At 71.8% G+C, this 25,435-nt stretch carries 27 protein-coding genes and 1 pseudogene; 14 read left to right on the top strand and 14 right to left on the bottom strand.

Features of this window, described 5'->3' with window-relative positions; genetic code table 11:
* Positions 1-119 precede the first annotated feature (119 nt).
* Complete coding sequence (locus tag ACIRNI_RS09365) at positions 120-1,100, top strand: glycosyltransferase family 2 protein (RefSeq protein WP_403549773.1); 981 nt, start codon at positions 120-122, stop codon at positions 1,098-1,100.
* Positions 1,097-2,446, top strand: coding sequence for a polysialyltransferase family glycosyltransferase (locus ACIRNI_RS09360; protein ID WP_403549771.1), 1,350 nt, complete (start codon positions 1,097-1,099; stop codon positions 2,444-2,446). The genes ACIRNI_RS09365 and ACIRNI_RS09360 overlap by 4 nt, the downstream gene beginning before the upstream one ends.
* A gap of 100 nt (positions 2,447-2,546) precedes the next feature.
* On the opposite strand, the pseudogene ACIRNI_RS09355 reads toward ACIRNI_RS09360, so the two are convergent.
* From ACIRNI_RS09355 to ACIRNI_RS09345, 3 genes and pseudogenes are all read right to left on the bottom strand, one after another.
* Positions 2,547-2,684: pseudogene (locus ACIRNI_RS09355) on the bottom strand (MerR family DNA-binding transcriptional regulator); the annotation flags it as partial.
* A gap of 69 nt (positions 2,685-2,753) precedes the next feature.
* Positions 2,754-3,494, bottom strand: a complete 741-nt coding sequence (locus tag ACIRNI_RS09350; protein WP_403549769.1) for a DUF2637 domain-containing protein — start codon at positions 3,492-3,494, stop codon at positions 2,754-2,756.
* A gap of 592 nt (positions 3,495-4,086) precedes the next feature.
* Positions 4,087-5,667 carry a methylmalonyl-CoA mutase gene (locus ACIRNI_RS09345; protein WP_403549767.1) on the bottom strand — a complete coding sequence of 527 codons (1,581 nt, stop codon included), beginning with the start codon at positions 5,665-5,667 and terminating at the stop codon, positions 4,087-4,089.
* Between the two features lie 184 nt (positions 5,668-5,851).
* On the opposite strand from ACIRNI_RS09345, the gene ACIRNI_RS09340 reads away from it, so the two are divergent.
* Positions 5,852-6,715 (top strand): L,D-transpeptidase family protein, encoded by an 864-nt coding sequence (locus ACIRNI_RS09340; RefSeq protein ID WP_403549765.1) that lies wholly within the window; start codon positions 5,852-5,854, stop codon positions 6,713-6,715.
* Positions 6,716-6,926: 211 nt separating this feature from the next.
* On the opposite strand, the gene ACIRNI_RS09335 is transcribed toward ACIRNI_RS09340, so the two are convergent.
* The 4 genes from ACIRNI_RS09335 to ACIRNI_RS09320 form a co-directional block, all read right to left on the bottom strand.
* The gene (locus tag ACIRNI_RS09335; protein ID WP_403549764.1) at positions 6,927-8,084 is read right to left on the bottom strand and encodes a hypothetical protein; all 1,158 of its coding nucleotides are present in this window, start codon (positions 8,082-8,084) and stop codon (positions 6,927-6,929) included.
* Positions 8,084-8,740, bottom strand: coding sequence for an RNA polymerase sigma factor (locus ACIRNI_RS09330; protein WP_403549893.1), 657 nt, complete (start codon positions 8,738-8,740; stop codon positions 8,084-8,086). The genes ACIRNI_RS09335 and ACIRNI_RS09330 overlap by 1 nt, the downstream gene beginning before the upstream one ends.
* A gap of 284 nt (positions 8,741-9,024) precedes the next feature.
* Positions 9,025-9,738, bottom strand: coding sequence for a hypothetical protein (locus tag ACIRNI_RS09325; RefSeq protein WP_403549762.1), 714 nt, complete (start codon positions 9,736-9,738; stop codon positions 9,025-9,027).
* On the bottom strand, positions 9,735-10,304 hold the full coding sequence (locus ACIRNI_RS09320) for an RNA polymerase sigma factor (protein ID WP_403549760.1): 570 nt from the start codon (positions 10,302-10,304) through the stop codon (positions 9,735-9,737). Before ACIRNI_RS09320 ends, ACIRNI_RS09325 begins: the two co-directional genes overlap by 4 nt.
* Positions 10,305-10,416: 112 nt before the next feature.
* Here ACIRNI_RS09320 and ACIRNI_RS09315 point away from each other — a divergent pair, with 112 nt between their 5' ends.
* Entirely contained in the window at positions 10,417-11,532 is a 1,116-nt protein-coding gene (locus ACIRNI_RS09315) for an SMI1/KNR4 family protein (RefSeq protein ID WP_403549758.1), read from the top strand.
* 23 nt (positions 11,533-11,555) lie between these two features.
* Here the strand turns inward: ACIRNI_RS09315 and ACIRNI_RS09310 are convergent, their stop codons facing one another.
* The 6 genes from ACIRNI_RS09310 to ACIRNI_RS09285 form a co-directional block, all read right to left on the bottom strand.
* A complete protein-coding gene (locus ACIRNI_RS09310; RefSeq protein ID WP_403549756.1) occupies positions 11,556-11,801 on the bottom strand; it encodes a DUF397 domain-containing protein in 246 nt (81 codons plus the stop codon).
* Positions 11,798-12,625, bottom strand: a complete 828-nt coding sequence (locus ACIRNI_RS09305) for a Scr1 family TA system antitoxin-like transcriptional regulator (RefSeq protein WP_403549754.1) — start codon at positions 12,623-12,625, stop codon at positions 11,798-11,800. Before ACIRNI_RS09305 ends, ACIRNI_RS09310 begins: the two co-directional genes overlap by 4 nt.
* A 111-nt stretch (positions 12,626-12,736) precedes the next feature.
* The gene (locus ACIRNI_RS09300; RefSeq protein ID WP_403549753.1) at positions 12,737-13,045 is read right to left on the bottom strand and encodes a hypothetical protein; all 309 of its coding nucleotides are present in this window, start codon (positions 13,043-13,045) and stop codon (positions 12,737-12,739) included.
* Positions 13,046-13,110: 65 nt separating this feature from the next.
* Positions 13,111-14,175: a hypothetical protein gene (locus ACIRNI_RS09295; protein ID WP_403549751.1), complete on the bottom strand. Its 1,065-nt coding sequence runs from the start codon at positions 14,173-14,175 to the stop codon at positions 13,111-13,113.
* A gap of 133 nt (positions 14,176-14,308) precedes the next feature.
* Positions 14,309-14,875, bottom strand: a complete 567-nt coding sequence (locus tag ACIRNI_RS09290; RefSeq protein ID WP_403549750.1) for a hypothetical protein — start codon at positions 14,873-14,875, stop codon at positions 14,309-14,311.
* 127 nt (positions 14,876-15,002) lie between these two features.
* Positions 15,003-16,589 carry a glycoside hydrolase family 20 protein gene (locus ACIRNI_RS09285; RefSeq protein ID WP_403549891.1) on the bottom strand — a complete coding sequence of 529 codons (1,587 nt, stop codon included), beginning with the start codon at positions 16,587-16,589 and terminating at the stop codon, positions 15,003-15,005.
* Between the two features lie 333 nt (positions 16,590-16,922).
* On the opposite strand from ACIRNI_RS09285, the gene ACIRNI_RS09280 reads away from it, so the two are divergent.
* From ACIRNI_RS09280 to ACIRNI_RS09250, 7 genes are all read left to right on the top strand, one after another.
* The gene (locus ACIRNI_RS09280) at positions 16,923-17,480 is read left to right on the top strand and encodes a 2-oxo-4-hydroxy-4-carboxy-5-ureidoimidazoline decarboxylase (protein WP_403549748.1); all 558 of its coding nucleotides are present in this window, start codon (positions 16,923-16,925) and stop codon (positions 17,478-17,480) included.
* Positions 17,481-17,626: 146 nt separating this feature from the next.
* Positions 17,627-18,007 carry a succinate dehydrogenase, cytochrome b556 subunit gene (sdhC, locus tag ACIRNI_RS09275; protein WP_355363801.1) on the top strand — a complete coding sequence of 127 codons (381 nt, stop codon included), beginning with the start codon at positions 17,627-17,629 and terminating at the stop codon, positions 18,005-18,007.
* 8 nt (positions 18,008-18,015) lie between these two features.
* On the top strand, positions 18,016-18,495 hold the full coding sequence (locus tag ACIRNI_RS09270; RefSeq protein WP_355363804.1) for a succinate dehydrogenase hydrophobic membrane anchor subunit: 480 nt from the start codon (positions 18,016-18,018) through the stop codon (positions 18,493-18,495).
* 22 nt (positions 18,496-18,517) lie between these two features.
* Entirely contained in the window at positions 18,518-20,272 is a 1,755-nt protein-coding gene (gene sdhA, locus ACIRNI_RS09265; protein WP_403549745.1) for a succinate dehydrogenase flavoprotein subunit, read from the top strand.
* Positions 20,272-21,036, top strand: coding sequence for a succinate dehydrogenase iron-sulfur subunit (locus ACIRNI_RS09260; protein WP_403549743.1), 765 nt, complete (start codon positions 20,272-20,274; stop codon positions 21,034-21,036). The genes sdhA and ACIRNI_RS09260 overlap by 1 nt, the downstream gene beginning before the upstream one ends.
* Before the next feature lie 183 nt (positions 21,037-21,219).
* Entirely contained in the window at positions 21,220-22,410 is a 1,191-nt protein-coding gene (locus ACIRNI_RS09255; protein ID WP_403549741.1) for a cytochrome P450, read from the top strand.
* A 13-nt stretch (positions 22,411-22,423) separates the two neighbouring features.
* The gene (locus ACIRNI_RS09250; RefSeq protein WP_355363816.1) at positions 22,424-22,615 is read left to right on the top strand and encodes a ferredoxin; all 192 of its coding nucleotides are present in this window, start codon (positions 22,424-22,426) and stop codon (positions 22,613-22,615) included.
* A gap of 5 nt (positions 22,616-22,620) precedes the next feature.
* Here the strand turns inward: ACIRNI_RS09250 and ACIRNI_RS09245 are convergent, their stop codons facing one another.
* Entirely contained in the window at positions 22,621-23,208 is a 588-nt protein-coding gene (locus ACIRNI_RS09245) for a MarR family winged helix-turn-helix transcriptional regulator (RefSeq protein ID WP_403549739.1), read from the bottom strand.
* Positions 23,209-23,278: 70 nt separating this feature from the next.
* Between ACIRNI_RS09245 and ACIRNI_RS09240 the strand changes: the two genes are divergently transcribed.
* Genes ACIRNI_RS09240 through ACIRNI_RS09230 form a run of 3 tightly spaced genes read left to right on the top strand, consistent with a single transcriptional unit; the run spans position 23,279 to position 25,409 of the window.
* Positions 23,279-24,523, top strand: a complete 1,245-nt coding sequence (locus ACIRNI_RS09240; RefSeq protein WP_403549737.1) for an MFS transporter — start codon at positions 23,279-23,281, stop codon at positions 24,521-24,523.
* 45 nt (positions 24,524-24,568) lie between these two features.
* Entirely contained in the window at positions 24,569-24,976 is a 408-nt protein-coding gene (locus tag ACIRNI_RS09235; protein WP_403549735.1) for a hypothetical protein, read from the top strand.
* A gap of 7 nt (positions 24,977-24,983) precedes the next feature.
* Positions 24,984-25,409, top strand: coding sequence for a thiol-disulfide oxidoreductase DCC family protein (locus ACIRNI_RS09230; RefSeq protein WP_403549733.1), 426 nt, complete (start codon positions 24,984-24,986; stop codon positions 25,407-25,409).
* Positions 25,410-25,435: the final 26 nt, after the last annotated feature.

Raw genomic sequence — 25,435 nt, 5'->3', positions numbered from 1 at the left:
GAACAGCACTTGGCGGCCACCGATGGGCAATCCGGTTAAGGAGCGCGCCGCTCAGTGTTCACCGCGCATCCCTTTCCCCGTCAGGGCGAATGCCGGGGGCCGCGCCTAGCGTCGGGCACGTGGTCAAGCTCTCCGTCGTCGTGCCGTTCTACAACGTGCAGACATATGCCCCGGAAACCCTGGAAAGTCTGCGGGCCAATGCCCGTGGCGACTTCGAATTCGTGCTGGTCGACGACTGTTCGACGGACGCGACGCACGACATCCTGCGGCGGGCGGCCCGCGAGCTCCCGGGAGCGCTGCTGCTGAGACACGAGCGCAACGCCGGGCTCGCCACCGCCCGCAACACCGGCATCGACGCGGCGCGCGGCGAGTACCTCGCCTTCCTCGACGGCGACGACTGGCTGGCACCCGGGCATCTCGCCCGACTCCTCGCCACCATCGAGGAGTTGGGGTGCGACTTCGTCCGTACGGACCATGTGCGGTGCACCGGCAAGGCGCGGACGGTGCACCGCGTGCCGGTGGGGCGGCGCGGGGAGGTGCTGCGGCCGCGTGACGCGATCCTGCCCGCCGAGCGGTCCACCTCGGTGGACTATCCGTACGCCTGGGCCGGCATGTACCACCGGCGGCTCGTCGACCGCGGGCTGCTGCATTTCGAGGACGGTCTGCGCACCGCCGAGGACCGGCCGTGGATATGGCGGCTGCACCGGGAGGCGGAATCCTTCGCGGCGGTGAGCACACTCGGCATTTTCTACCGGCGAGGGGTCTCCACTTCCCTCACTCAGATCGGCGACGCCCGCCAGCTGGATTTCCTCCGGGCTTTCGACCGTGTCATCGAGGAAACGAGCGCCGATCCGGATTCCGGTCGCCTTTTGCCGAAAGCGGTGCGCACGTACTGCGCGATCATCGCGCACCATGTCGGATCGATCGACCGCTTCGAACCGCCGGTCGCGCGCGCCCTGCGCAGCCGGAGCGCGGCGGCGCTGCGCCGCCTGCCGCAGGACGTGCTGAGCGCCGCCCTCGACACGATGGACGACGAGCGGGCGACGCTGCTGCGCAGGCTCCGCCGGCGCCCGGCCCTGCGGACGGAGGTGGCCGCGTGACCACGCGGATCTTCCTCGCGTCGACGCTGTACGGGGCCGTCACGCTCGCCGCCGCGCTCGACAGCGGCTGCTTCGCGCCGACGGACCGGCGGCTGCTGGTGGTCGCCAACAACGCGGCCACGCCCGAGACGACCGTCCCGCTCGACCGGATGCCCGGCTTCGAGCGGCTGCGCCCCCGCTTCGACTCCGTCCTGTCGTGGAACGAGGCCATCGCGCCGTTCCACCCGGGCGACTGGTCGCCGCGCGCCGACGACGTACCCCTGTGGGAGCGGTATCTGCGGCTGCTGTGGGGGCTCGGTGAGGGCGAGCGGGTGGAGCTGGCCGTCGAGTCGATCCAGGTCGCGCCCGCGCTCACGCTCGCGCGGCTGTTCCCGGACGCGCCCGTCGACGTGTACGCGGACGGGCTGATGAGCTACGGCCCGACCCGCGTCAAGCTGGACCCGCTGGTCGGCGAGCGGGTGCGGCGGCTGCTGCACCTGGAGCTGGTGGAGGGCCTGCGGCCGCTGCTGCTGGGGGAGTTCGGGTCCGCGCCCGAGGTCGTACCGGCGGAGGCGTTCCGGAAGGTGGTCGACGAGCTGGCGGCGGACGAGCCCCCCGGGGCCGGTGACGAGACCGCCGCGGAGGGCGGGGCGCTGCTGCTCGGCCAGTACCTGTCGGCGCTCGGGATCCTCTCCCCCGCCGAGGAGGAGGCCCTGCACCTGCGGATGGTGCGCGGCGCGGTGGCGCGCGGGCACCGCAGGCTCGTCTTCAAGCCGCACCCGGTGGCGCCCGCCTCCTGGTCGCGGGCGCTGGAGCGGGAGGCCGCGGCGCTGGGCGCCGAACTGACCGTGTACGACCGGCCGGTCCTCGCGGAGGTCCTGTTCGGGCGGCTGCGGCCCGCGCTGGTGGTGGCCTGCTTCTCGACCGGGCTGTTCACGGCGGACCGCTTCTACGGCATCACGGTCGCCCGCCTGGGCACCGGCCCGCTGCTGGACCGGCTCACCCCGTACCAGAACAGCAACCGGGTGCCGGTGACGCTCGCGGACGCGCTGCTGCCCGACCTGGAGAGCGGTGAGTCCGGTGAGCCCGGCGAGGTCGGCGAGGTCGGGGACCTCGCCGGGCTGATCGGTGCCGTCGGTTTCGCGATGCGGCCCCAGGTCCGGCCGGACCTCCGCCCGGTGGCGGAGCGGTACCTGTCCGCGCACCTGGACGCCCGGACCCGCCGCTACTTCAAGCGGCGCCGCCTGACCGTGCTGGGCCTTCCCGGCGGCGTGCCGGGCGGCCTGCGGGTGCCGCGCGGCGCGCTGGCCCGCCGCCTGGTCCGTCGGGCGCGCCGCCTCCGGCGCGCGCTGGTCAGGGCGTCCTGACGACCGGCTCCTGGATCTCCGTCACCCACTGCGTACGGTCCTCGGGGGTCTCCAGGTACAGCTCGCGCGCGTAGCCGGCGGACCGGTAGCCGATGCCGGTCAGCTGGGCCGCTTCGTAGAAGCGGTAGCCGCTGTACGGGTCGACATGGGCGGGGCGCAGCAGTCCGATCGCGTCGTAGTGGCGCAGCATGCGGACCGACACCCGGCCGTGTCGGGCGAAGTCTCCGATGGTGAACATGACGCCTCCCACGGGACAGCCTCACACGGTGTCAGGGTCAACCGGAGCCCGGCTCAACCGCAGCCCGGGTCAACCGGTGTCGGCGCTGCGGTGCCGGGGTGCCCGTTGGCGGGGCGGCCGCGTCAGGGTGATCTGGCGGACGAGCTGCTGGAAGCAGGCGAGGGCGGCGACCGAGGGCAGGGCGGCCGTCGCGATGTCCGGCACGGTCCGGGGGGCCTGGGCGATGCACAGCAGCATGGCGATGGTCGAGAAGAGCAGGACCACGCACCAGGAGTGGGCCGCCCGGCGCCGGTGGAGGGCGGTGCGCAGGATGCACAGGGAGCCGACCATCCAGGGCCCGTAGACCAGCAGCGGCCACCACCGCACGGCGTCGTGGGAGGTGTGGGACTCGGCGATGTGGCGCAGGGGGTCGTAGGCGACCATGCCGCCGTAGACGCTGACCATCGACACGATGACGGCCGCCAGCGCGGCGATGAGGACGCTGCCGGTCCGCAGCAGGGTGACCGGGCTCCGCTTCGCGGGGACGCGGCGGTGGCTCGCCTGGGGAGGCCGCACCGGCGGCAGCTCGGCGGTGATCTGCTCCAGTCGCTCCATGGGCCGGTCGGGGGCGACGGTACCGGCATCGGCCGCCCAGTCCGAAGGCCGGTCCGAAGGCCGATCCGTGGCCCGGCCCGGAGTCCTGCCCGGGGCGGCGGATTCCTGGAGGAGACAGGCGAGTTCCTCCGCCGGGTCCCACATCAGGTCGGCCATGTCGAGCGAACCGAGCGGCGCCAGGGGCTGACGCGCGTCCCGGCCGTAGTGCTCATACATGAAGAGCCTGCCCCGTCCGTTCGCTCCGTTCACGGGCGGGGACCGCGCATTCCTCACGGCCCCGCGCCAGGCGGTCGAACTCGGCCTGGATTCCGCTCATCGTCTGCAGGAATTCCTCCAGCACCCCGGAGGAGTACCGCAGGTCGATGCACCGGCTCCCGTCGTGCAAGGTGGCGCTTTCGCGACCGGTGGAGGGGGCGAAGCGAGGCGTGTACGTCCACTTGCCCGCACGGGTGGGCCGAACGGCTCGGCCCCCGGAGAACGAGGCTGACACATGTGTTGTCGTCATATTCGCCCTAACGCCATGGATCTTGATCCAGGTGCGCGGCAGCCGGGTGACACCCCTAGGGCAATCGGGTGTTTTCCCGGGCCTTTTATCGCCCCAGTGGCGCGTGTTGGACAGGCGGGTGACCCAAAGCGCCCCCGCTCGTGCACACCTTGGCACGGAAAGCACGGAAAGGGAATCAGGAAAGAATCCGCCAAGAATCCGGAAGGAAAAGCATTTCTTTCACGGGTGCCTGGCCTCTGGGATTCCCTTTCCGCGCGGCACCGCGTCCGGCGGACGGGCGGACGGGTGGACGGGTGGACGGGCTCAGAACGCGTCGGACGGGACGTACGTCCCCCACACCTCGCGCAGCGCGTTGCAGACCTCGCCGACCGTCGCCCGCGCCTTGAGCGCGTCCTTCATCGGGTAGAGGACGTTGTCCGTGCCCTCCGCCGCCTTCTTCAGCTCGGCGAGCGCCGTGTCGACGGCCGCCTGGTCGCGTTCGGCGCGGAGCTTGGCGAGCCGCTCGGCCTGCTGGGCCTCGATCGCCGGGTCGACGCGCAGCGGCTCGTACGGCTCCTCCTCGTCGAGCTGGAAGCGGTTGACGCCGACCACGACCCGCTCGCCGGAGTCGGTCTCCTGGGCGATGCGGTACGCCGAGCGCTCGATCTCGTTCTTCTGGAAACCGTGTTCGATGGCGCTGACCGCGCCGCCGAGGTCCTCGACCTTCCGCATCAGCTCCAGCGTCGCCGCCTCGACCTCGTCGGTCATCTTCTCGATGACGTACGAGCCGGCGAAGGGGTCGACGGTGGCGGTCACGTCCGTCTCGTACGCCAGGACCTGCTGCGTGCGCAGCGCGAGGCGGGCCGACTTGTCCGTCGGCAGGGCGATCGCCTCGTCGAAGGAGTTGGTGTGCAGCGACTGCGTACCGCCGAGGACCGCCGCCAGGCCCTGGACGGCGACGCGGACCAGGTTCACCTCCGGCTGCTGCGCGGTCAGCTGCACCCCGGCCGTCTGCGTGTGGAAGCGCAGCATCATCGACTTGGGGTTCTTCGCGCCGAACTCCTCGCGCATCACCCGCGCCCAGATCCGGCGGGCCGCACGGAACTTCGCCACCTCTTCGAGGATGGTCGTGCGGGCGACGAAGAAGAACGACAGACGCGGAGCGAAGTCGTCCACGTCCATCCCCGCGGCCACGGCGGTGCGGACGTACTCGATGCCGTCGGCGAGGGTGAAGGCGATCTCCTGCGCGGGCGAGGCACCCGCCTCCGCCATGTGGTAGCCGGAGATCGAGATCGTGTTCCACTTCGGGATCTCGGCCTTGCAGTACTTGAAGATATCCGCGATCAGCCGCAGCGACGGCTTCGGCGGGAAGATGTACGTGCCCCGCGCGATGTACTCCTTGAGCACGTCGTTCTGGATCGTGCCCGTCAGCTTGTCGGCCGGGACGCCCTGCTCCTCACCGACGAGTTGGTAGAGGAGCAGCAGCAGGGCGGCCGGGGCGTTGATCGTCATCGACGTCGACACCTTGTCCAGCGGGATCCCGCCGAACAGCACCCGCATGTCGTCGATCGAGTCGATCGCCACGCCCACCTTGCCGACCTCGCCGTGCGCGATCGACGCGTCCGAGTCGTGCCCCATCTGCGTCGGCAGGTCGAACGCCACCGACAGCCCCATGGTGCCGTTGGCGATCAGCTGCTTGTACCGGGCGTTCGACTCGACCGCCGTACCGAAACCCGCGTACTGCCGCATCGTCCAGGGCCGGCCCGTGTACATGGTCGGATACACACCGCGCGTGAACGGGTACGAACCAGGGTCCCCCAGCTTCTCCGCCGGGTCCCAGCCCTCCAGCGCATCCGGCCCGTACACCGGCTCGATGGGCAGTCCCGACTCCGACTCGCGCGCCATGTGCTGTGCCTTCCGATAGACCTACTCGCAGGTAAACCGACCCTCGCGACGGACTGTAGCGGCGGGCGTGCGGCCGGTGGAGGGCCGCACGCTGGGACCTTGCTCACAGCATGCGCCGCGGAGCACAACCAAGCACGCCTGGGAAGCATCAAGTAGGTACACGTCGTATCTCCGGGGGGCTTCCATGCACCGCACGTCCGTCATACGCAGAGTCCTGCCGTCCTTGGCAGCCGTCACCGCCGTCGCTCTCGCCGCCGGCGGGTGTACGGCCCAGGCCGTGGGCGCGGCCGCGCCGTCGTCGTCGGCGACACCGTCGACGCCGGTGGCTCCTTCGTCAGCCGCGCCTTCGTCGGCGTCTCCCTCCGCGCCGTCTTCGCCCTCGCCCTCCGCCTCACCGGTGACGGCGGCACCGAAGCCCAAGGCGCTCATGGCGGAGGGCACGGAGAACGAGCAGGTCCGGGAGTTGCAGGCGCGTCTGCGCCAGGCCGGGCACTTCGACCGGAGCCCCACGTCCTTCTACGGCTCGATGACCGCCAAGGCGGTCTCGTCCTTCCAGCGGAAGGCCGGCCTGCCCGCCACCGGCTCGGTCGACGAGACCACCTGGAGCAGGCTCGTCGCCCAGACGCGCAAGCCGACGGCCGCCGAGCTGCGCCCGCCGACCACGAACGAGCTGGACGCGCCGGACGCCCGCTGCATGACCGGCCGGGTGCTGTGCATCAGCAAGGAGAGCCGGACCCTCGCCTGGATGATCGACGGCAAGGTGGTCTCGGCGATGGACGTCCGCTTCGGCTCGGAGAACACGCCGACCCGCGAGGGCACGTTCAGCGTCGGCTGGAAGGCGAAGGACTGGGAGTCGACGATCTACCACACGCCGATGCCGTACGCGATGTTCTTCAGCGGCGGCCAGGCGGTGCACTACTCCTCGGACTTCGCGGCGCGCGGCTACAACGGGGCCTCGCACGGCTGCGTCAACGTCCGGGACAAGGGGAAGATCGCGGCGCTCTTCGACCAGGTGAAGGTCGGCGACAAGGTCGTCGTCCACTGGTGAGCGGGAGCGGGAGGGTCTGAGGGAGAGAGGGCGCGGGCGGGACCGGGGGAACGTGTCCCGCCCGCGCCATGTGCGCTGAGCCGTAGGTACGGGGGGAACCCCGGCTCGTTTAGCGCTGCCGATGACCAGTCGGCTCACTTAGTACTGCGCCAGGCGGCGCGAAAACGTCACACCCACGCCGAACTTTTTTAAAAACGCAGGTCAGAGGCGGTCAGAGGGCGGGAGCGGGCACCGTCACGGGGAACAACGGGATCGCCGGGAAGGGTGTGCCGGGTGCGGCCGCGCGGCCCTTGCCGCCGCCACCGCCTCCAGCGCCGGTACCGGCGCCACCGCCCGTACCGCCGCCGTTCTTCCCGCCCTGACCGCCGCCGGACCCACCGGACCCGCCGCCGCGGTCGCTGTCGCCGCCGTCCTCGGCGTCGCCGCCGGTCGTCCCGCCCTCGCGGCTGCGCGTGTCGGTGCCCAGCACCTTGTCGCAGAACTTCTTGACGGTGTCGCCCTTGGCCGCGAGCTCCAGGTACCGGCGCTTGTCGTTGTCGAGGCGGCCCTGGCGGTAGTCGTGGCACGCCTGCGCGGTGCGCGCGTACCAGCTGCCGCTCCCGCCGCCCGTACCGGTCGTACCACCGACGTCCGGAATTCCGGTGCCCGGCTCGGCGCCGCCGGGCCCGGACCCGTCGCCGCTGCCCGCGGAAACGTTGTCGCGGCCCGTGCCGGGCCCTTCCGGGGCCGGTGACCCCGGCAGCGACGGCGGGGGCGTCTCGCCCGGGGACGGCGGCGTGCCGCTCGGATCGGCGGGTGTGCCCGGCGTCGCCGCGCCCGAGCCCGCCCCCGCGCTCGTACCGCCGCCGTCCTCCGACGCGTCGGAGGAGACCAGCGGTCCGGGCGTCGCCGCGGCCGAGGCGGACGAGGAGGCGGGCAGCGGCTCGTGGTCGTCACCCAGGACGGGCAGTACGCCGGTGCTCGCGGCGACGGCCACACCGCCGACGGCCAGCCCGGCCACCGACGCGGCCAGCCCCCAGCGCAGCGGCCGCGTCCAGCGGCCCCGCACCTGGTCGCGCGGCGGCGCCGCCCTGAGCCGTACGGCCCCGAGGTCGCCGCCTACGCCCTTGGCGGAGGGGGACGACAGCGCGGCGGACGCGCCGGCGGACTTCGCCGCCCGGGCCTCGCGGAACGCGGCGAGCGCCGCTTCCTCACCGGGGAGCGCCGCCGGGGGCGCCGGGGCGGCCATCTCGGCCCGCATCGCCTCCAGCGCCGCGGTCAGCCGTCGGGCCTGCTCGCGCGCGTGATCGTCGACAGGGTCGACCGGTTCGCCACGCAGCAGCCGCTCCGCCGCATCCTGATCGAGCCACTCATCCCGCTCGTCGGCCATCACATGTCCTTCTGCGTCCGCGAGCGCCATTGCGTCACACCCGTACGCGCCACCGACCCGCGGTGCGGCCCCGGTTGGGGCGGCACGGCACCCAGCGGCGCCGCCGCGTCCGCGCCCATCAGCTCCGCCAGCCGCTTGAGTCCGCGGTGGGCGGCGGTGCGGACGGCGCCGGGGCGCTTGCCGAGGGTCTTGGCGGCGCTCTTGGCGTCCAGCCCGACGACGACCCGCAGGATGACGGCCTCGGCCTGGTCCTGGGGGAGCTGGGAAATGAGGTGCATGGTGTGGCCGGTGGCGAGGGATTCCATGGCCTCGTCCGCGGTGTCGGACTCGGCCGGCTTGTCGGTGAGTTCCGTTTCGTCACCGCCGACGGCGGGGCGCCGGCCCCGCATCCGCAGGTGGTCGAGCGCGCGGTTGCGGGCGATGCGCGCCGCCCAGCCGCGGAAGCGGTCGGCGTCGCCGCTGAACCGGTCGAGGTCGCGCGCGATCTGGAGCCAGGACTCGGAGGCGACGTCCTCCGCCTCCGCCTCGCCCACCAGCGTGCGTATATAGCCGAGCAGCCGCGGGTGCACGGCGCGGTACACAGTCCGGAAGGCGTCCTCGTCCCCGTCCTGCGCCGCGAGCACCGCGGCGGTCAGCTCCGCGTCGTCCCCCAGCACTCCCACAACCCGTTCGTCTTCGCGGCCGGCCACCACCGCCGCTCCGCCCAGCGCGCAGCAGCACGCTACGTGGTCCTGCGGCTTCACGTCCATGTCTTGTACAGCCTGCAACATCACACTGACAGACCGAGGTGTGACAGAAAACGCACGCGTGGCGCTGATAGGAGTACGGGGCCGTACTGCGGACCCGTGGACGGCGACCGGGGCCTCTCCTGTGGGGGGTGGCGGCCCCGGTCGCTTTCCTGAAGCCGACGTCACCGCCGCCCCCGGCGCCCTGCCCGCGGTCACGGCCGCTTCCCTCCGCCCGCCGGCTTTCCGCCGCCGCGGCCCTCGCCGCCGCTGTCACCGCCGGTCTCACCGCCGGTCCCGCCACCGCCGCTCGCGGCACCCTTGGCCGGATTCGCCTCGGACCCGGTACCGGCTCCGGCACCGGTCCCCGACTTCGGCGGCCCCGCCTTCCGCTCGTCGCCGCCCGTCGCGGGCCGCTCCTCGCCCTCCGCGTCCGTGACCGTCCTGCCGGGGCTCGGCGCCTCCGGCGTACGCGCCGAAGGCGTGGGCGACGCGGCCGACCGCCCGGACTCCTGCTCCGTGACCGGCGAGGCGGGCACATCGGGCGGGGCCGTCGGCGCCGTCGAGGGCCGGGGCACGGAGCCGCCCCGGCCGCCGTCGCCGTCACCGCCGCCGCCGAAGGGGGTCGGGATCGCGCCGGTCTGCGCGGCCACCGCGACCCCGCCCAGCAGCACCGTCGCCGCCAGTCCCATGGCCGCCGCCCGCAGCGAACGACGGCGCCGCAGCTCGGCGCCGCCCGGCCGCCAGTCGTCACGCCGCCGGGCCCGGCGTACGCCGTGAGCGTGGGCGTGGCCGCCCGCGTCACGCGCCGCGCGGAAGGCCGCGAGCGCCTGCTCCTCCCGGACCGGATCGACGGTGTCGTCACCTCTCATGGCAGCCGCCCACAGCGCTGCCGCCGCCTCCGGCGACTCGTCCGGTTGCCGTCTCATCCCCTTGCTCCGCCCTGCGCCAGTCGCCCGGCGAGTCTCCGCAGCCCTCGGTACGCGGCGGTGCGCACCGCTCCGGGGCGTTTACCCAGGACCCGCGCGGTCGCGGGCCCGTCCAGTCCCACGACGACCCGCAGCAGCACCGCTTCCGCCTGCTCGCGCGGCAAGCCGCGGATCAGCGCGAGCGCCTGCTCGGTCGACAGGGACTCCAGCGCCGAGGCGGCCGTGTCCTGGCCGCCCGGCATGTCCAGTACGTCCTGCTCGATCAGCGTCGTGCGAGGGCTGCGCCGCTGCTTGCGCAGGTGGTCGAGCGCCCGGTGGCGGGCGATCGTCGCGGTCCAGCCCCGGAACCCGGCGCCGTCACCACGGAACCGTCCCAGGTCGCGGGCGATCTCCAGCCAGGCCTCGGCGGAAACGTCCTCGGCGTCGTCGCCGACGAGCCCGCGCACGTAGCCGAGCAGGCCCGGGTGGACCAGCCGGTACGCCCGGGCGAACGCGTCCTCGTCGCCGCGCTGGGCGCGCTCGACTGCGGCGCCGAGCTCCGCGTCGTCCGCGTCGTACGCCCCCACACTTCCCTCTTCGTGCCGACCGTTCCCCCTCCTAGCTCTGCGTGCGCGCGCCCGGAAGTGTCACAGCGGCCCCACGTACAACCGTTCGCGCGCGGGAGGAGTCTGCGCAGCCATGACGTCACCGGACTCCCACGTCTCGCGCTTCGCCCGTCTCTTCGGCCCTCCGCCGCAGGACGGCACCCCCGTCGCCATCGCCTGGGCGGCGGTCGAATCCTGGCTCGGGCTGCGCCTGCCCGCCGACTACAAGGCCATCGCCTCCGCCTACGGTCCGCTGGACATCGGCGAGCACCTGTGGCTGCACGTGCCGTGCGCTCCCACGGGCGATCAGGCCTGGTACGACTACGGGCGCTGGCTGGAGGAGGAGCGCCGGGAAGCGCCGGGCGTGCTGCCCTTCGCCGAGACGCGGACCTCGGACGTCCTGTACTGGGACACGACCTCGTCCGACGACCCCGACGCGTGGCCGGTCGTGGTGCTGCGCCGGGACGCGGGCTCCTGGGTCCGGTTCGACACGCCGCTGCTGCCCGCCCTGGAGCGTCTCGTCGCCGAGGGGCTGCGGCCGTCGCTCGCGCGCACGGCCTACCTCACGGAGCTCGACCCCGCCCCGTGGACCCCGCCGCCCCCGCGCCCGGCGCCGACGCCGACGCCGGAGCAACGCGCGGCGCTCGCGCAGGGCGCGGGCCTGGAGACCCTGACCGCCCTCGTACCGCCTCCGGCCACGCCGTTCCTCGGTGACCACACCTGGGAGTGGCTGTACGAACGCCTCGGGACGCGGCTGCCCACGGAGTACGTGCAGCTCATGGAGACGTACGGGGCCGGCTGCTGGACGGAGTGGCTCCGCTTCAGCGTCCCGCTCGGGACGGACCAGTACGACCTGGCGCCGTGGGCGGAGTGGTACCACGACACCTACCGGGGCCACCGGGAGCGGTACCCGGAGTTCAACCCGCTGAGGGTCTGGCCGGAGCCGGGCGGCTTCCTGTCGTTCGCGAACTCCATCGACGGCGACCAGCTGTGCTGGCTCACCGAGGGCGCCTCGCCGGACGACTGGCCGCTGATCGTCGTCCCGCGCCACGCCCGGCAGGGCCCGCCGTTGCCCGGCACGCTCACCGGGGTCCTGCTGGAGTGGCTGCGCGGCCGCTTCCGTACGGAGGGCCTGCCCGGCCTCGGGCGACCGGACGAGGACCCGCTGGACTACATCGGCTTCGAGCCCCGTACGCGCGCCACGAACTGAGCCGCTCGCGGCGCGCTGTTACGTCAACAGGTCGTGGCGTATGAGACGAACGAGGACCACGCGCCGGGCGTCAGCGCGAGCTGGGGCCCGGCGGGGACCTTGGAGTCACGGACGTGGATGGTGGAGGGGCAGGCGGCGACCTCGACGCAGCTGTCGCCGTCACCGCCGCTGTAGCTCGACTTGTGCCAGGAGAGGGCGACTTCGACGCAGCTGTCGCCCGACCCGGTGCTGTAGCTGCTCTTGAACCAGACCAGTTCGGTGGTGCTCATAGCGCTCCTCGCAGTCGCGACAACAGACCCTTGGAGTCCTCGGGCGTGAGGGCCTGCGACCGCAGTTTCCCATAGCGCATCTGAAGCACGCTGATCGTTTTGGTCTCGGAGACGAACTGCCCGTGCTCGTGGCCCTCCAGGTAGGCGAGCCACTGGTGCTCCGGCGTCTCCGCCAGCTGGATGGGCCCATGCAGCGCCGCATGGTGGCCCCGATTCAGCGGCAGCACCTGCACGTCCACGTTCCGCAGCTCCATGACCTCCAGCACGTGGTCCAGGAGCTCCCGCGTCACCTCCGCCCCGCCCACCTCGTGCCGGAACAGATGCTCCTCGATGATGAAGCTGTACGCCGTGTTCGGCCGCTCCCGCAGCAGCCGTTGACGGTCCTGTCGCGCTTCGAGCTGCGCCTCGATCTGCTCGTCGCTCAGCGGCGGCAGCTGCCCCTGGAACAGCACCCGCGCGTACGCCTCCGTCTGCAACAGACCCGGCACGACCCTCGGTTCGTACGTGTCCAGGCTCAGCGCCGACGCCTCCAGCAGCGCCCACTTGTGGAACCAGACCGCGAGCCCCGGCTTCCGGGTGAGGTGCCGGTACGCCTTGCGCAGCGCGCCGAAGGCGTCCAGGACCTCCTCGACCTTCTCCACGAACTGCCGGGTCGGGAAGCGTCTGCCCTGCTCGACGGAGGCCAAGTAGTGCACCGAGTAGCCCAGCAGGGGCGCCAGCGACTCCTGCGTGTAGCCCTTGTTCTCGCGGAAGGCCTGGAGTACGGCGCCGAAGGTCTTGAGACTCTCGGACCGTTCGGCGGGTTCGGTGGTGCTCTCTGTCATCCGGTGACCCCCGGGTCGTTCGCGGTTCCACCCCGTGTGAGTCCCCCATGCTCACAGCCCGCGTCGCCCGGCGTCCACTCTTCGCGCTCGTACAGTTACGCGCTGTACGGGTCAGTCGTCGCCCGGTACGGGCTCCGCCCACGCCGCGTACCCGAGCACCGGCGCGCCCTCGCCGAGGTCCACGCGCACCCTGAGCCCGTAGTGGACGCGGTACGCGAGGCCCTCGACGTCGACGAGGCCGCACTCCGTGCCGCCGTCGCGCGGCTCGCGGAAGCCGGTGGACTCCGTCACCTCCCAGCCGGCCTCGCGGGCGCGGTACACCCACTCCTGGTACGCCTCTTCGTTCCCGCCCGTGTCCGGGTCGGTGTCACCGACCCGGACGACGATCTCCACGGGATCCAGTCGCCGATGCCGCGCCATCCGCGCACCTCCCGCCGTACAGGGCCTGCCCTCTCCTGTACGACGGGTCCCCCTCATCGAAGGGACTACGCGGCGTCCGCGGGAAGCTCCTCGGACGCGAAGCCGTCCTCCTCCGGGAACTCCGCCCCCGGGAACTCCTCGTCCTCCTGCATGCCGCCGAGGAGGCCGCCCATCATCTCGTCGAGCTTCAGCTCGGTGGCTCCGGCGGGAGCGGTCGGCTTCTCGCCCGAGCTCATCTTGAGCACCAGGCCGAACTTCTTGACCTTGGCGTTCTCCGCGAGCTTGGCGAGGTCGACGTACACCTCGGTCAGGTCGCCGTTCTTGAGCGTGAAGTCGGCCGACACCTGCTGGTTCGGGATCTCCTTGAGCTCCTTGTCCGTCGGCATCTCCTGCATGCCCGGCGGCAGGTCCTTCTCGAACTTGCGGACCTGGTTGACGAGGTCGGTGACCAGCGTGCGGAAGGGCGCGACGGCGGTGATGTGCTCGGTGCCGTCCTTCTCGCCGGAGGCCTTGAAGTCGACGTCGCGGGCGAAGACCTTGCGCAGGGCGTCGAGGAGCTTCTCCTGCGTCTTGGCGTCGAGGGAGGGCTGCGGGGAGGGCTTGCCGGCCGTGTCCGGGTTCATCTCGGACTGCGCCTTCTCCATCTCCGCCTTGTTGATCTTCACCCACTTGCCCTCGAGCGCCTGCTTGAGCGCCCCGGCCTCCGGGGGCAGCTCGTCGGCGTTCGGCAGGGGCGCGTCGAAGGCCTTCGCGAGGGCCTTCGTGTCGCTGCGGAGGTAGATGTAGTCGCCGACGAGCCGGTACTCGACGAGGTCGCCGTCCGGGTTGGTGACCTTCATGGCCATGCCGACGAGGTCCTTCTCGTCCTCGGACTCGGCCAGCGGCTTCTTCGACTCGATGGTCACCGAGATCTTCGCGCCGCTGAACAGCTTCGCCGCCTCGTCGGGCAGTTCCTCACCGGGCTCGGGGTCGGAGGACTTGTCCATCTCCTTCAGGGTGGCGGCGTCGGCGTCCAGGTCGAGCTCGAAGGAGAGGGACTTCTCCTTGCCGAGCTTCTCGAAGGCCTTGTCGAGCTTCTGTCCGGCGGAGAGCTGCTCCACCGTTCCGCAGGCGGCCGCGCCCGCCAGCACGGCGGTGACGACGGCGGTGGCGGTCAGGGTCTTGCGTATGCCTGTAATGATGATCTCCTCGTCAGTGCGATCACCGTGTGATCACCCAGAAGACTCACCATGCGGCCAAAGAGTTGCCCGGCTCAAGGGATTTCTACGCGGTCCGTGCGCGCCGGGAGACGACCGCGCGCAGTACGCGCTGCCCTTCGGCGGAGATGTCCCGGGCTAGGCGCAGGCCGCCCGGGCCGGCGGTCGCGAGGAGCTCCAGGACTCTTGCCTGGCGGCGCAGTTCGCCGCTGACCAGGGGTCCGGCGCCGCCGGTCTCGCCCGCGCGGTAGCGGTCCGGCGCGCCGGTGGAGGTGGGCTCCAGGTCCTGGTGGAGGGCGAGCGCCGTGCGGGAGCAGGCGTCGGCCCAGGCGTGGAGCGGCGTCCGGGCCCACGCGGAGGGCGCTTCGTCGAGCATCGTCCGTACGACCGCGCCGGTCGCGTCCGTCGGGTCGCCGTCCTCCGCCACGGCCTGCCGGGCCTCGGCGAGCCGGCGCTCCCAGCCGTCCTCCCCGCGCGCGACCGCGGCCCACAGCGAGCGGAGGACCTCGGCGGCGGGCGGCGGGTCGAGGAGGGGCACGCAGCGGTCGAGGCAGGCCAGCGCGGACGCGGCGAGCCCGCGCTCGTCGGCGCGCGATATCAGGTCCACCAGGCTCAGGCTCGGGCTCAGGGTCATGGGGGTCGTCTCCCGTCGCGTTCGCGGTACTCCCCTATCTGCGCCGCCCGTCCGGAATTCGTCACTCGCGGTGCACGGGCAAGATCGTTTCCGCAACCACTCGGCACCGCGGCCCCTCAAGGCTCCGTCAGCCCAGCCTCCCCGCCAGGTTCCTGAACGCCTCCCAGGTCAGCGGGGGCTTGTCCGGGTCCCAGAGCTTCTGGGCGGTCGCGCGCAGCGGCATGCGGATGCCGGCCGCCACCTGGTCGGCGGTCTGGGCGTTCGCGAGGTCGCACCAGATGGCGAAGCTGCCGCCGAGGATCTGGCCCGAGTAGCGCGCCGGGACGGGGCTGGTGCCGCGGACGACGAGCGGGGTCCACTCCTGGTAGATGCGGCTGCCGGTGGGGTACGTGAACTGGTTCGGCTCGCCGAGGACGTAGTACAGGTACTCGTCGTTGTAGTTGATCAGCCGGCGGCCCTCCTGGAGGTACTCGACCGGCGGCCGCGCGCCGATCTCCTTGCCCGTCCAGTAGGCGACGTCGACGTCTTTGGCGGGCGTCACCACGCCGCCCCGGAAGAACCCGTCGTTCCACGCGCGCATCCGCTTGCCCGTGGGCCGCACCACCGCCGCCCGGTCGTTGAGCCAGCCGGTGGCGAGGTCCTGCACGCGGGCGTTCGCGCCGTACTTGCGGCGGGCCTCGGCGGCGAGGCCCGGGTACGACGCCTCGGGGTCGCGGGCCATGAGCGCCACGTACTCGTCGGCGCCGAGGTGCCAGTACGCGCCCGGGAACAGCTCCGCGTACTCGCGCAGCAGTTCGTCGACGATGCGGGCGGCGGCCGGGTTGGCGATGTCTACCGCGCCGCGCGGCGCGGAGCCCGCCGCGCTGCGCAGCTGGAGCGAGGGGTGCGCGGCGATGACCGCGCCGAGGTGGCCGGGCGAGTCGATCTCGGGCACGACCTCGATGTGCAGGCTCCGGGCGAGGGAAACGATCCGCCGCACCTCGGCCTTGGTGAGGTGCTCGCGGGCGACCACCTCGGGGTGCGAGGACGACTCGATGCGGAAGGCCTGGTCGTCGGAGAAGTGCAGGCCCAGCTGGTTCAGCTTCAGGTCGGCCATCTCGCGCAGCCGCGCCTCGATCCACGCGGCGCTGAAGTGCTTGCGGGCGATGTCGACCATGAGGCCGCGCTGCGGCTTGCCGGGCCGGTCGCGGATGACGCCCTCCGGCACGGCGCCGCCGGAGCGCAGGGCCTGCTTCAGGGTCCGCGTGCCGTAGAAGACGCCCGCCTCGTCGGGGCCGCTGATGCGTACGCGGTCGTCGCGCGCGGTGAGCGTGTACGACTCGGCGCCGCCGCTCTGCCCGGTGCGCAGCGCCAGCTCGACGTCCCCGGCGCGGGCCGCCGTCTCGCCCCGGTAGGCCGCCTTGAGCTCGCGGGCGAGGAGGCGCCCTTCGTCGGCGAGGGCGCCGCTGCCCTTGGCGAGGACGACCGCGGTGCCGGAGCGGGGCTTCCAGCCGGGGCCGCGGGCGGGCTCGTGGTCGCGTACGGCGGGGATGGTACGAGGCTCGGAGGAGAGCGGGAAGCTGCGGGTGGGGCTGGGGGTCGGGGACGGAGTCCTGGGCTGCCCGGGCGTCGTGGTGCCCGGCTGCGCGCGGGTGGCCCCGGTGGTGGCGGCGGGCCCGCCGTCGCCGTCCGCGCACCCCCCGAGGGCGAGCGACACCGCGACCAGGCCGGCCAGCCCGCCGGTCCACCGCGGGGCCCGGCGCCGGGGCGGGCGTCCGCCGGGGCGGGCGGCGGTCGGACCACCGTCCGCGCCGTCACCGAAGCCGTCCGTCGAGTTCCGCGCCGAGTTCCGTGTCGAGTGCCACGCCAGGTGCCACGTCTGGTGCCGAGTCACGCCGCTCACGCGACCATCTCCTGTCGCTTTCGTCCAGCATCTCCACGGAAACTCTCCCGTCCGGGTGAAGTTCTTGCATCTCTCGGACACCTTCCGCTCACCCTGTGTAACGTTGTGACCACCCCTCACATCAGCCCCGCACACCCCTCCCGCTGCTCGTTCGAGGAGCCCACGATGGCCACCGAATCCACCGCAGGCACCCCGAAACGCCCCCTCGCCATACCCCGCGGCCGCCCCGCCGCCGACGGACTCGCCGCGTTCAACGCCGCCGCGCCCCGTGACGTCGAGGCCGCGCTGCTCGCCTGCTGCGGCAGCCGCCTCTGGGGGCGGCGGGTCGCGGCGCACCGGCCGTACCCCACGCTCGACGCGCTGCTCGCCGCCGCCGACGAGGCCGGGTACGACCTGTCGGCCGCCGACCTGGACGAGGCGCTCGCCGACGAGACCCCGCCCGTGCTCCCGCCCGGCACGCCCGGGGCCGCGCACACCGCGCTGGAGGCCGCGCACACCGCGTACGAGCAGCGCTTCGGGCACGCCTTCGTGATCTGCCTCGACGGGTACCGCCCCGAGGAGCACGTCGACCAGGTGCTGGCCGCGATCCGCTGCCGGCTGGGCCACGCGCCCGACGAGGAGCGCGCCGTCGCCGCCGACGAGCTGCGCCGCCTGGTTCGTGCAAGATTGTCCCGCCTTGTGGCGGATTCCGGGCGCCCCGGTAGCCCGTCCGTGCTCGTTTGATTGCCTGTTTGATCACACTGGCGGACCCCGCGCGAGCGAACCGACAAAGCGTCGCTACGATGACCGGGGCCGGTGGACCGTACCCGGCCGGGCCAGACCGACAGAGAAGCCGGCCGGCCCCAATCCCGCTCCCGGAGGGTTTTTCCGTGCCGGCTGGAACGCTGTACCGCGGCCGGGAAGGCATGTGGTCGTGGGTGGCTCATCGAGTCACCGGCGTCCTCATTTTCTTCTTCCTGTTCGTACACGTACTGGACACCGCTCTCGTCCGCGTCTCGCCCGAGGCCTACGACGATGTCGTCGCCACGTACAAGACGCCGCTCGTCGCGCTGCTGGAGTACGGCCTCGTCGCGGCCATCCTCTTCCACGCGCTCAATGGTCTCCGCGTCATCGCCGTGGACTTCTGGTCCAAGGGCACCCGCTACCAGAAGCACATGCTCTGGACCGTGATGGCCGTCTGGGTGGTGCTGATGGCGGGCGCCATCTACCCCGTCCTCGGCCACGCCGCACGTGAACTGTTCGGGAGCTGACGCCAGACATGTCCACTGACACCCCCACTTCCGCGGTCGGTCCCGTCGAGGGCGTGAGCCTCTACGACGTCGACCACCCCGCCCCGCTCATCGAGCCGCCGCGCCAGCGCACCAAGAAGACGCCGAAGTCGACGCGCGGCAACTTCGAGATGGCCGCGTGGCTCTTCATGCGCCTGTCCGGCGTGGTCCTCGTCGTCCTCGTCATCGGCCACCTGCTGATCCAGCTCGTGCTGGACGGCGGCGTCTCCAAGATCGGCTTCGCCTTCGTGGCCGGCCGCTGGGCGTCCCCGTTCTGGCAGGTCTGGGACCTGCTGATGCTGTGGCTGGCGATGCTGCACGGCGCCAACGGCCTGCGTACCGTCATCAACGACTACGCCGAGCGCCCGAACACGCGCCTGTGGCTCAAGGGCCTGCTGTACACCGCCACGGTGTTCACCATCCTTCTGGGCACGCTGGTGATCTTCACCTTCGACCCGAACATCCGCTAGGCACGGGGCTGAGGAAATCCGCATGAAGATCCACAAGTACGACACCGTCATCGTCGGCGCCGGCGGCGCGGGCATGCGCGCCGCCATCGAGGCGACGAAGCGCAGCCGTACCGCCGTGCTGACGAAGCTCTACCCGACCCGCTCCCACACGGGCGCCGCGCAGGGCGGCATGGCCGCCGCGCTGGCGAACGTGGAGGAGGACAACTGGGAGTGGCACACCTTCGACACGGTCAAGGGCGGTGACTACCTGGTCGACCAGGACGCCGCCGAGATCCTGGCGAAGGAGGCCATCGACGCCGTCCTCGACCTGGAGAAGATGGGCCTGCCGTTCAACCGGACGCCGGACGGCACCATCGACCAGCGCCGCTTCGGCGGCCACTCCCGCAACCACGGCGAGGCCCCGGTCCGCCGGTCCTGCTACGCCGCGGACCGCACCGGCCACATGATCCTCCAGACGCTGTACCAGAACTGCGTCAAGGAGGGCGTGGAGTTCTTCAACGAGTTCTACGTCCTGGACCAGCTGATCACCGAGGTCGACGGCGTCAAGAAGTCCGCCGGTGTGGTCGCCTTCGAGCTGGCCACCGGTGAGATCCACGTCTTCCAGGCGAAGGCCGTGATCTACGCGTCCGGCGGCACCGGCAAGTTCTTCAAGGTGACGTCCAACGCGCACACCCTGACCGGTGACGGCCAGGCCGCCTGCTACCGCCGGGGCATCCCGCTGGAGGACATGGAGTTCTTCCAGTTCCACCCGACGGGCATCTGGCGCATGGGCATCCTGCTCACGGAGGGCGCCCGCGGTGAGGGCGGCATCCTGCGCAACAAGGACGGCGAGCGCTTCATGGAGAAGTACGCGCCCGTCATGAAGGACCTGGCGTCGCGCGACGTCGTGTCCCGGTCCATCTACACGGAGATCCGCGAGGGCCGCGGCTGCGGTCCCGAGGGCGACCACGTCTTCCTGGACCTGACGCACCTGCCGCCGGAGCAGCTGGACGCCAAGCTGCCGGACATCACCGAGTTCGCCCGTACGTACCTCGGCATCGAGCCGTACACGGACCCGATCCCGATCCAGCCCACCGCGCACTACGCCATGGGCGGCATCCCGACCAACGTGATGGGTGAGGTCCTCAGCGACAACACCACCGTCGTGCCGGGTCTGTACGCGGCCGGCGAGGTCGCGTGCGTGTCGGTGCACGGCGCCAACCGCCTGGGCACCAACTCGCTGCTCGACATCAACGTCTTCGGCAAGCGGGCCGGCATCGCCGCCGCCGAGTACTCGGCGAAGGCCGACTACGTCGAGCTGCCGGAGGACCCCGCCTCCTTCGTCCAGGAGCAGGTCGAGCGGCTGCGCAACTCCACCGGCACCGAGCGGGTCTCCGTACTCCGCAAGGAGCTCCAGGAGACGATGGACGCCAACGTGATGGTGTTCCGCACCGAGCAGACGATCAAGACCGCGGTCGAGAAGATCGCGGAGCTGCGCGAGCGGTACAAGAACGTGGCGATCCAGGACAAGGGCAAGCGGTACAACACCGACCTGCTGGAGGCCATCGAGCTGGGCAACCTGCTCGACCTGGCCGAGGTCATGGCCGTCTCCGCCCTGGCCCGCAAGGAGTCGCGCGGCGGTCACTACCGCGAGGACTACCCGAACCGCGACGACGTCAACTTCATGCGCCACACCATGGCGTACCGCGAGGTCGGCGACGACGGCACCGAGACCGTCCGCCTCGACTACAAGCCGGTCGTCCAGACCCGCTACCAGCCGATGGAGCGTAAGTACTGATGGCTACCCCCGTCATGGACAAGGCCGAGGCGGTGGCCAAGTCGGCCGCCTCGCCGTACATCACGGTCACCTTCCGGATCCGCCGCTTCAACCCGGAGATCTCCGACGAGGCGCAGTGGCAGGACTTCCAGATCGAGATCGACCCGAAGGAGCGCGTGCTCGACGGTCTCCACAAGATCAAGTGGGACGTCGACGGCTCGCTCACCTTCCGGCGCTCCTGCGCGCACGGCATCTGCGGCTCCGACGCGATGCGGATCAACGGCAAGAACAGGCTCGCCTGCAAGACGCTGATCAAGGACATCAACCCGGAGAAGCCCATCACGATCGAGGCCATCAAGGGCCTGACGGTCCTCAAGGACCTGGTCGTGGACATGGAGCCGTTCTTCCAGGCGTACCGCGACGTGATGCCGTTCCTGATCACCAAGGGCAACGAGCCGACGCGTGAGCGGATCCAGTCCGCCGAGGACCGCGAGCGGTTCGACGACACCACCAAGTGCATCCTGTGCGCCGCGTGCACGTCGTCCTGCCCGGTGTTCTGGAACGACGGCCAGTACTTCGGTCCGGCCGCGATCGTCAACGCGCACCGCTTCATCTTCGACTCGCGTGACGAGGCCGGGGAGCAGCGGCTGGAGATCCTCAACGACAAGGACGGTGTGTGGCGCTGCCGCACCACGTTCAACTGCACGGAGGCCTGCCCGCGCGGTATCGAGATCACCAAGGCGATCCAGGAAGTCAAGCGCGCGCTGATCACGCGCCGCTACTGATCTCCGAGATTCCGTAGGTGGCGAAAGGCCCGTTTCCGTACGTGGACGCGTACGGGGACGGGCCTTCGTCCGTTCCGGTGGTTTGGCCGAACTGCGCGTAGACCAATTAGGTGCCTCGGGCATGTAGTGGAGATCGGCACGGAGCACGACCGCTCCGCGCCGATACCCGCTTGTGAGGCCACCATGACGGAAACCGTCGCGTTCCCTCAGGACCGCACGTGCCCCTACCACCCGCCCACCGCCTACGACCCGCTGCGCGAGGCGCGGCCGCTGTCCCGGGTCACGCTCTACGACGGCCGCTCGGTGTGGGTCGTCACCGGACACACCGCCGCGCGCAGGCTGCTGACCGACCAGCGCCTGTCGACCGACTCCACGCACAAGGCGTTCCCGATACCGACGGAACGCTTCGCCGCCGTACGGGACCGGCGCCGCGCGGCGCTGCTGGGGTACGACGACCCGGAGCACAACGTCCAGCGGCGGATGCTGATCCCCAGCTTCTCGCTCAAGCGGACGACGGATCTGCGGCCGCGCATCCAGCGGACCGTGGACGAGCTGCTCGACGCGATGGTGGAGCAGGGGCCGCCCGCCGAGCTGGTGTCGGCGTTCGCGCTGCCGGTGCCGTCCATCGTGATCTGCGATCTGCTCGGGGTGCCGTACGCCGACCACGAGTTCTTCGAGGCCCAGTCGCGCCGGCTCCTGCGGGGCCCGACGGGCGAGGACACGGTGGAGGCCCGCGACCTGCTGGAGGGCTACCTCGGCGATCTGGTTGACCACAAACGCGCCAATCCCGGGGACGGCGTGCTGGACGACCTGGTCGCGCAGCAGCTCGCGGCGGGGCACCTCGACAAGCAGCAGGTCGTCGAGCTGGCCTCGATCCTGCTCATCGCCGGTCACGAGACCACGGCGAACATGATCTCGCTGGGCACGTACACGCTGCTGCGGCACCCGGAGCAGCTGGCCGAGCTGAAGGCCGACCCGGGTCTGATGCCGGCGGCCGTGGAGGAGCTGCTGCGGTTCCTGTCGATCGCGGACGGGATGCTGCGGGTGGCCACGGAGGACATCGACGTCGACGGGGTGACCATCCGGGCGAACGACGGCGTGGTCTTCTCCACGTCCGTCATCAACCGCGACACGGCGGCGTACGCCGACCCGGACGCGCTGGACTGGCACCGCTCGGCCCGCCACCACGTGGCCTTCGGTTTCGGCATCCACCAGTGCCTGGGGCAGAACCTGGCGCGGGCGGAGATGGAGATCGCGCTGGCCTCCCTCTTCGACCGGCTGCCGGGGCTGCGGCTGGCGGCACCGGCGGAGGAGATCCCGTTCAAGCCGGGCGACACGATCCAGGGGATGCTGGAACTCCCCGTGACCTGGTGAGTTGATGTCCGGTATGCGAATTTCCATCGACAAGGACGTCTGCATCGGAGCGGGCCAGTGCGCGCTGACGGTGCCACGCGTCTTCACCCAGGACGACGACGGCTTCGGCGAACTGATGCCGGGCGCCGAGGACGGCGCCGGCGAGCCCCTGGTCCGTGAGGCGGCCCGCGCCTGCCCGGTGCAGGCGATCACCGTCTCGGACTAGGAGGCTCAGGGAGGCGGCGGCCCGGGGGCCTTGGGTTCCCGGGCCGCCGCCTCGCCCTTTTCGGGATGCGGCTGTTCGGCGAGGAGCATGATCCGCCGCAGCATGGCGTTGAGGCCGGCACGCTCCTCCTCGCTGAGCACGCCGAGCAGCCGGTACTCCTCGTGGCCCACCACGTCCATCGCACCCCGCCAGGTCGCGCGCCCTTCGGCGGTGAGCTCGGCGACGACGCGGCGGCGATCGGTGGTGGAGGGGGTCCGCCGGATGAGGCCGCGGCGTTCGAGGATGTCGAGGCGGCCGGTGACGGAGGCGGGCGCGAGGTCCAGGTCGGCGGCGAGCTCGGAGGGCGCGGCACTGCCCCCGCGGCCGGCGAGCTTGTGCAGGGTGTCGAACTCGTGGCGCTCCAGGCCGAAGTCGATGAGCGACTGCTCGCGCACGCGGCGCAGATGGACGGAGAGCTTCGCCATCCGCGTGACCGCGCCCTCGATGTCCGGGTCCAGGCCGGGGAGCACGGGCAGCCACCGTGCCACGTGCGCGTCGGTCCAGTCGCGGCCGGGGCCGGAGGCCGGGGCTTCCTCGCGGTTCGTCGGCTCCATGCGGTGATCGTACGATGCGGCATCGGTATTTCGGTGGCGAATTATTCGGTACCGAAGTACTTTCCCGTTCATGCCGCACACCCCGCATCCGCCGCATCCCCTGAGGACGCGCCCCTTCCGCCTGCTCTTCGCCGGACGAGCCCTGTCCTTCGTCGGCGACGCCGTCATCCCGGCCGCCCTCACCATCGCCGTCCACCAGGCGACCGGCTCCACCTCCGCGCTCGCGCTCGTCCTCGCCTGCGCGATGGTGCCCAAGCTGCTCCTGCTGCCTTTGGGTGGCGTGGTGGGCGACCGGTTCAACGCCCGCACCGTCGCACTCACCACCGATCTCGTACGCTGCGCCGCCCAACTCCTCGTCGGCGTCGAACTGCTCAGCGGCCGGCCCACCCTGTGGGTCATCGCCGCCGCCGGGGCGGTGGGCGGCGCGGCCGGAGCGTTCGCGATGCCGACGACCTCGCCGCTGGTCACGGGGACCGTCCCGCCGGACGGCCTGGCGCGCGCCAACGCCGCCATGGGAGTGGCGGGAAGCGTCGCCCGCCTGGGCGGGCCCGCCCTCGCCGGGCTGCTCGTCCTCACCAGCGGCCCTGGCTGGGCGTTCGTCCTGGACGCCGCGACGTTCGCGGCCAGCGCCGCGCTGCTCGCCGCCGTACGCGTCGCCCACGTACCGGTGGGGCGGCGGCCGTTCCTGGCGGATCTGCGGGAGGGGTGGCAGGAGGTGCGGAGTCGTGACTGGTACTGGACCAGCCTGGTGGCGCACGCCGCCTGGAACGGCGCGGCCGCGGTACTCATGACCCTGGGACCGGCCGTCGCACTGACCCGGCTGGGAGGCGCCGGCACCTGGGTGGCGTTCCTCCAGGCCGGCGCGGTCGGACTGCTCCTCGGCTCGCTGCTGGCGGGGCGCGTGCACCCCCGTCGCCCGGTGCTGACGGCGAACCTGGGCCTCGCCACGTACGCCCTGCCCCTGGTGGCGCTGGCGGTGGCGGCGCCCGCGCCGCTGACCATCGCCGCGTACGGCGTCGCCCACATGGGTCTCGGCTTCCTGTCGCCGGTGTGGCAGACCACCGTCCAGCGGGCCATACCGCCGCACGCGCTCGCCCGCGTCACGTCGTACGACTGGCTGCTCTCGCTCGCCGCCATGCCGCTCGGGTACGCGCTCGCGCCGCCCGCCGCCGCGCTGTGGGGGCCCGAGATCCCCCTCGCGGCCGCGGCGCTGGCCGTGGCGGCGCTGTGCGCCGGCACGGCATTGGTACCGGGGGTCCGGCGGGTGACGACGGTCACCCACCCCGGCGTTGAACGTGTTCAAACACAGGTCTAGAGTCAGTCCTGCCAGCTTTTGAACGCGTTCAAGGGAGGGTGGGGCATGGACCTCACTGTCGTCGCGTATGTCGTCTACCTGCTGATCAGCGTCGCGCTCACCATCTGGGTGGCGCGCACCCTCAGCCGAAACGGGCGGATCTTCCTCGCCGATGTGCTGAAGGGCGACGAGAAGCTCGCCGAGGCCGTCAACCACCTGCTGGTGGTCGGCTTCTACCTGGTCAACTTCGGTTTCGTCGCGCTGTACCTCAGCCAGGACGAAGCCGTCGCCAACGCCCGGACGCTGTTCGAGGCGCTCTCGGTCAAGCTCGGGGTCGTCCTGCTCGTGCTCGGCGTGATGCACCTGGGCAACGTGTACGTGCTCAACAAGATCCGCCGGCGCGGTGCCATGGAGCGCCAGATGGTGCCGCCGGTGCCGCCGCAGGGCTGGACCGCGCCCGTGGCCGGCGCGTGAGCCGGCCGTGACGACCGTCCGGGTGGCGCCGCGCACGCCCGTGAAGCGGCTGACCGTGCTGTACGACGCGCAGTGCTCGCTCTGCGTCCACCTGCGGCACTGGCTGCTGCGCCAGCCGCAGCTCGTCCCGCTGGACCTGGTGCCCGCCGCCTCGGAGGAGGCGGTGCGCCGGTTCCCGGGGCTGGACCACCGGTCGACCCTGAAGGAGATCACCGTCATCGGGGACGCCGGCCAGGTCTACCGCTCCACCGCCGCCTTCATCGTCTGCCTCTGGGCGCTGGCGGAGTACCGGGCCAAGGCCAACTGGCTCGCCACCCCCGCCGGCCTGCCGTTCGCCCGGGCCACCGTCCTCGCCGCCGCCAAGTGGCGTGCGTCGACGGCCGGGTCCGGCTGCGAGGGCGGGCGGTGCGAGGTGCCGGGGATGCCCGGTTAGGCTCGGTCACCGTGATGGACGAGAAG

The sequence above is a fragment of the Streptomyces sp. NPDC093546 genome (genome assembly GCF_044765045.1).
Lineage (GTDB): Bacteria > Actinomycetota > Actinomycetes > Streptomycetales > Streptomycetaceae > Streptomyces.
Note: the sequence above shows the minus strand (reverse complement) of the source record. Positions and strands in the feature narration are given on the sequence as shown.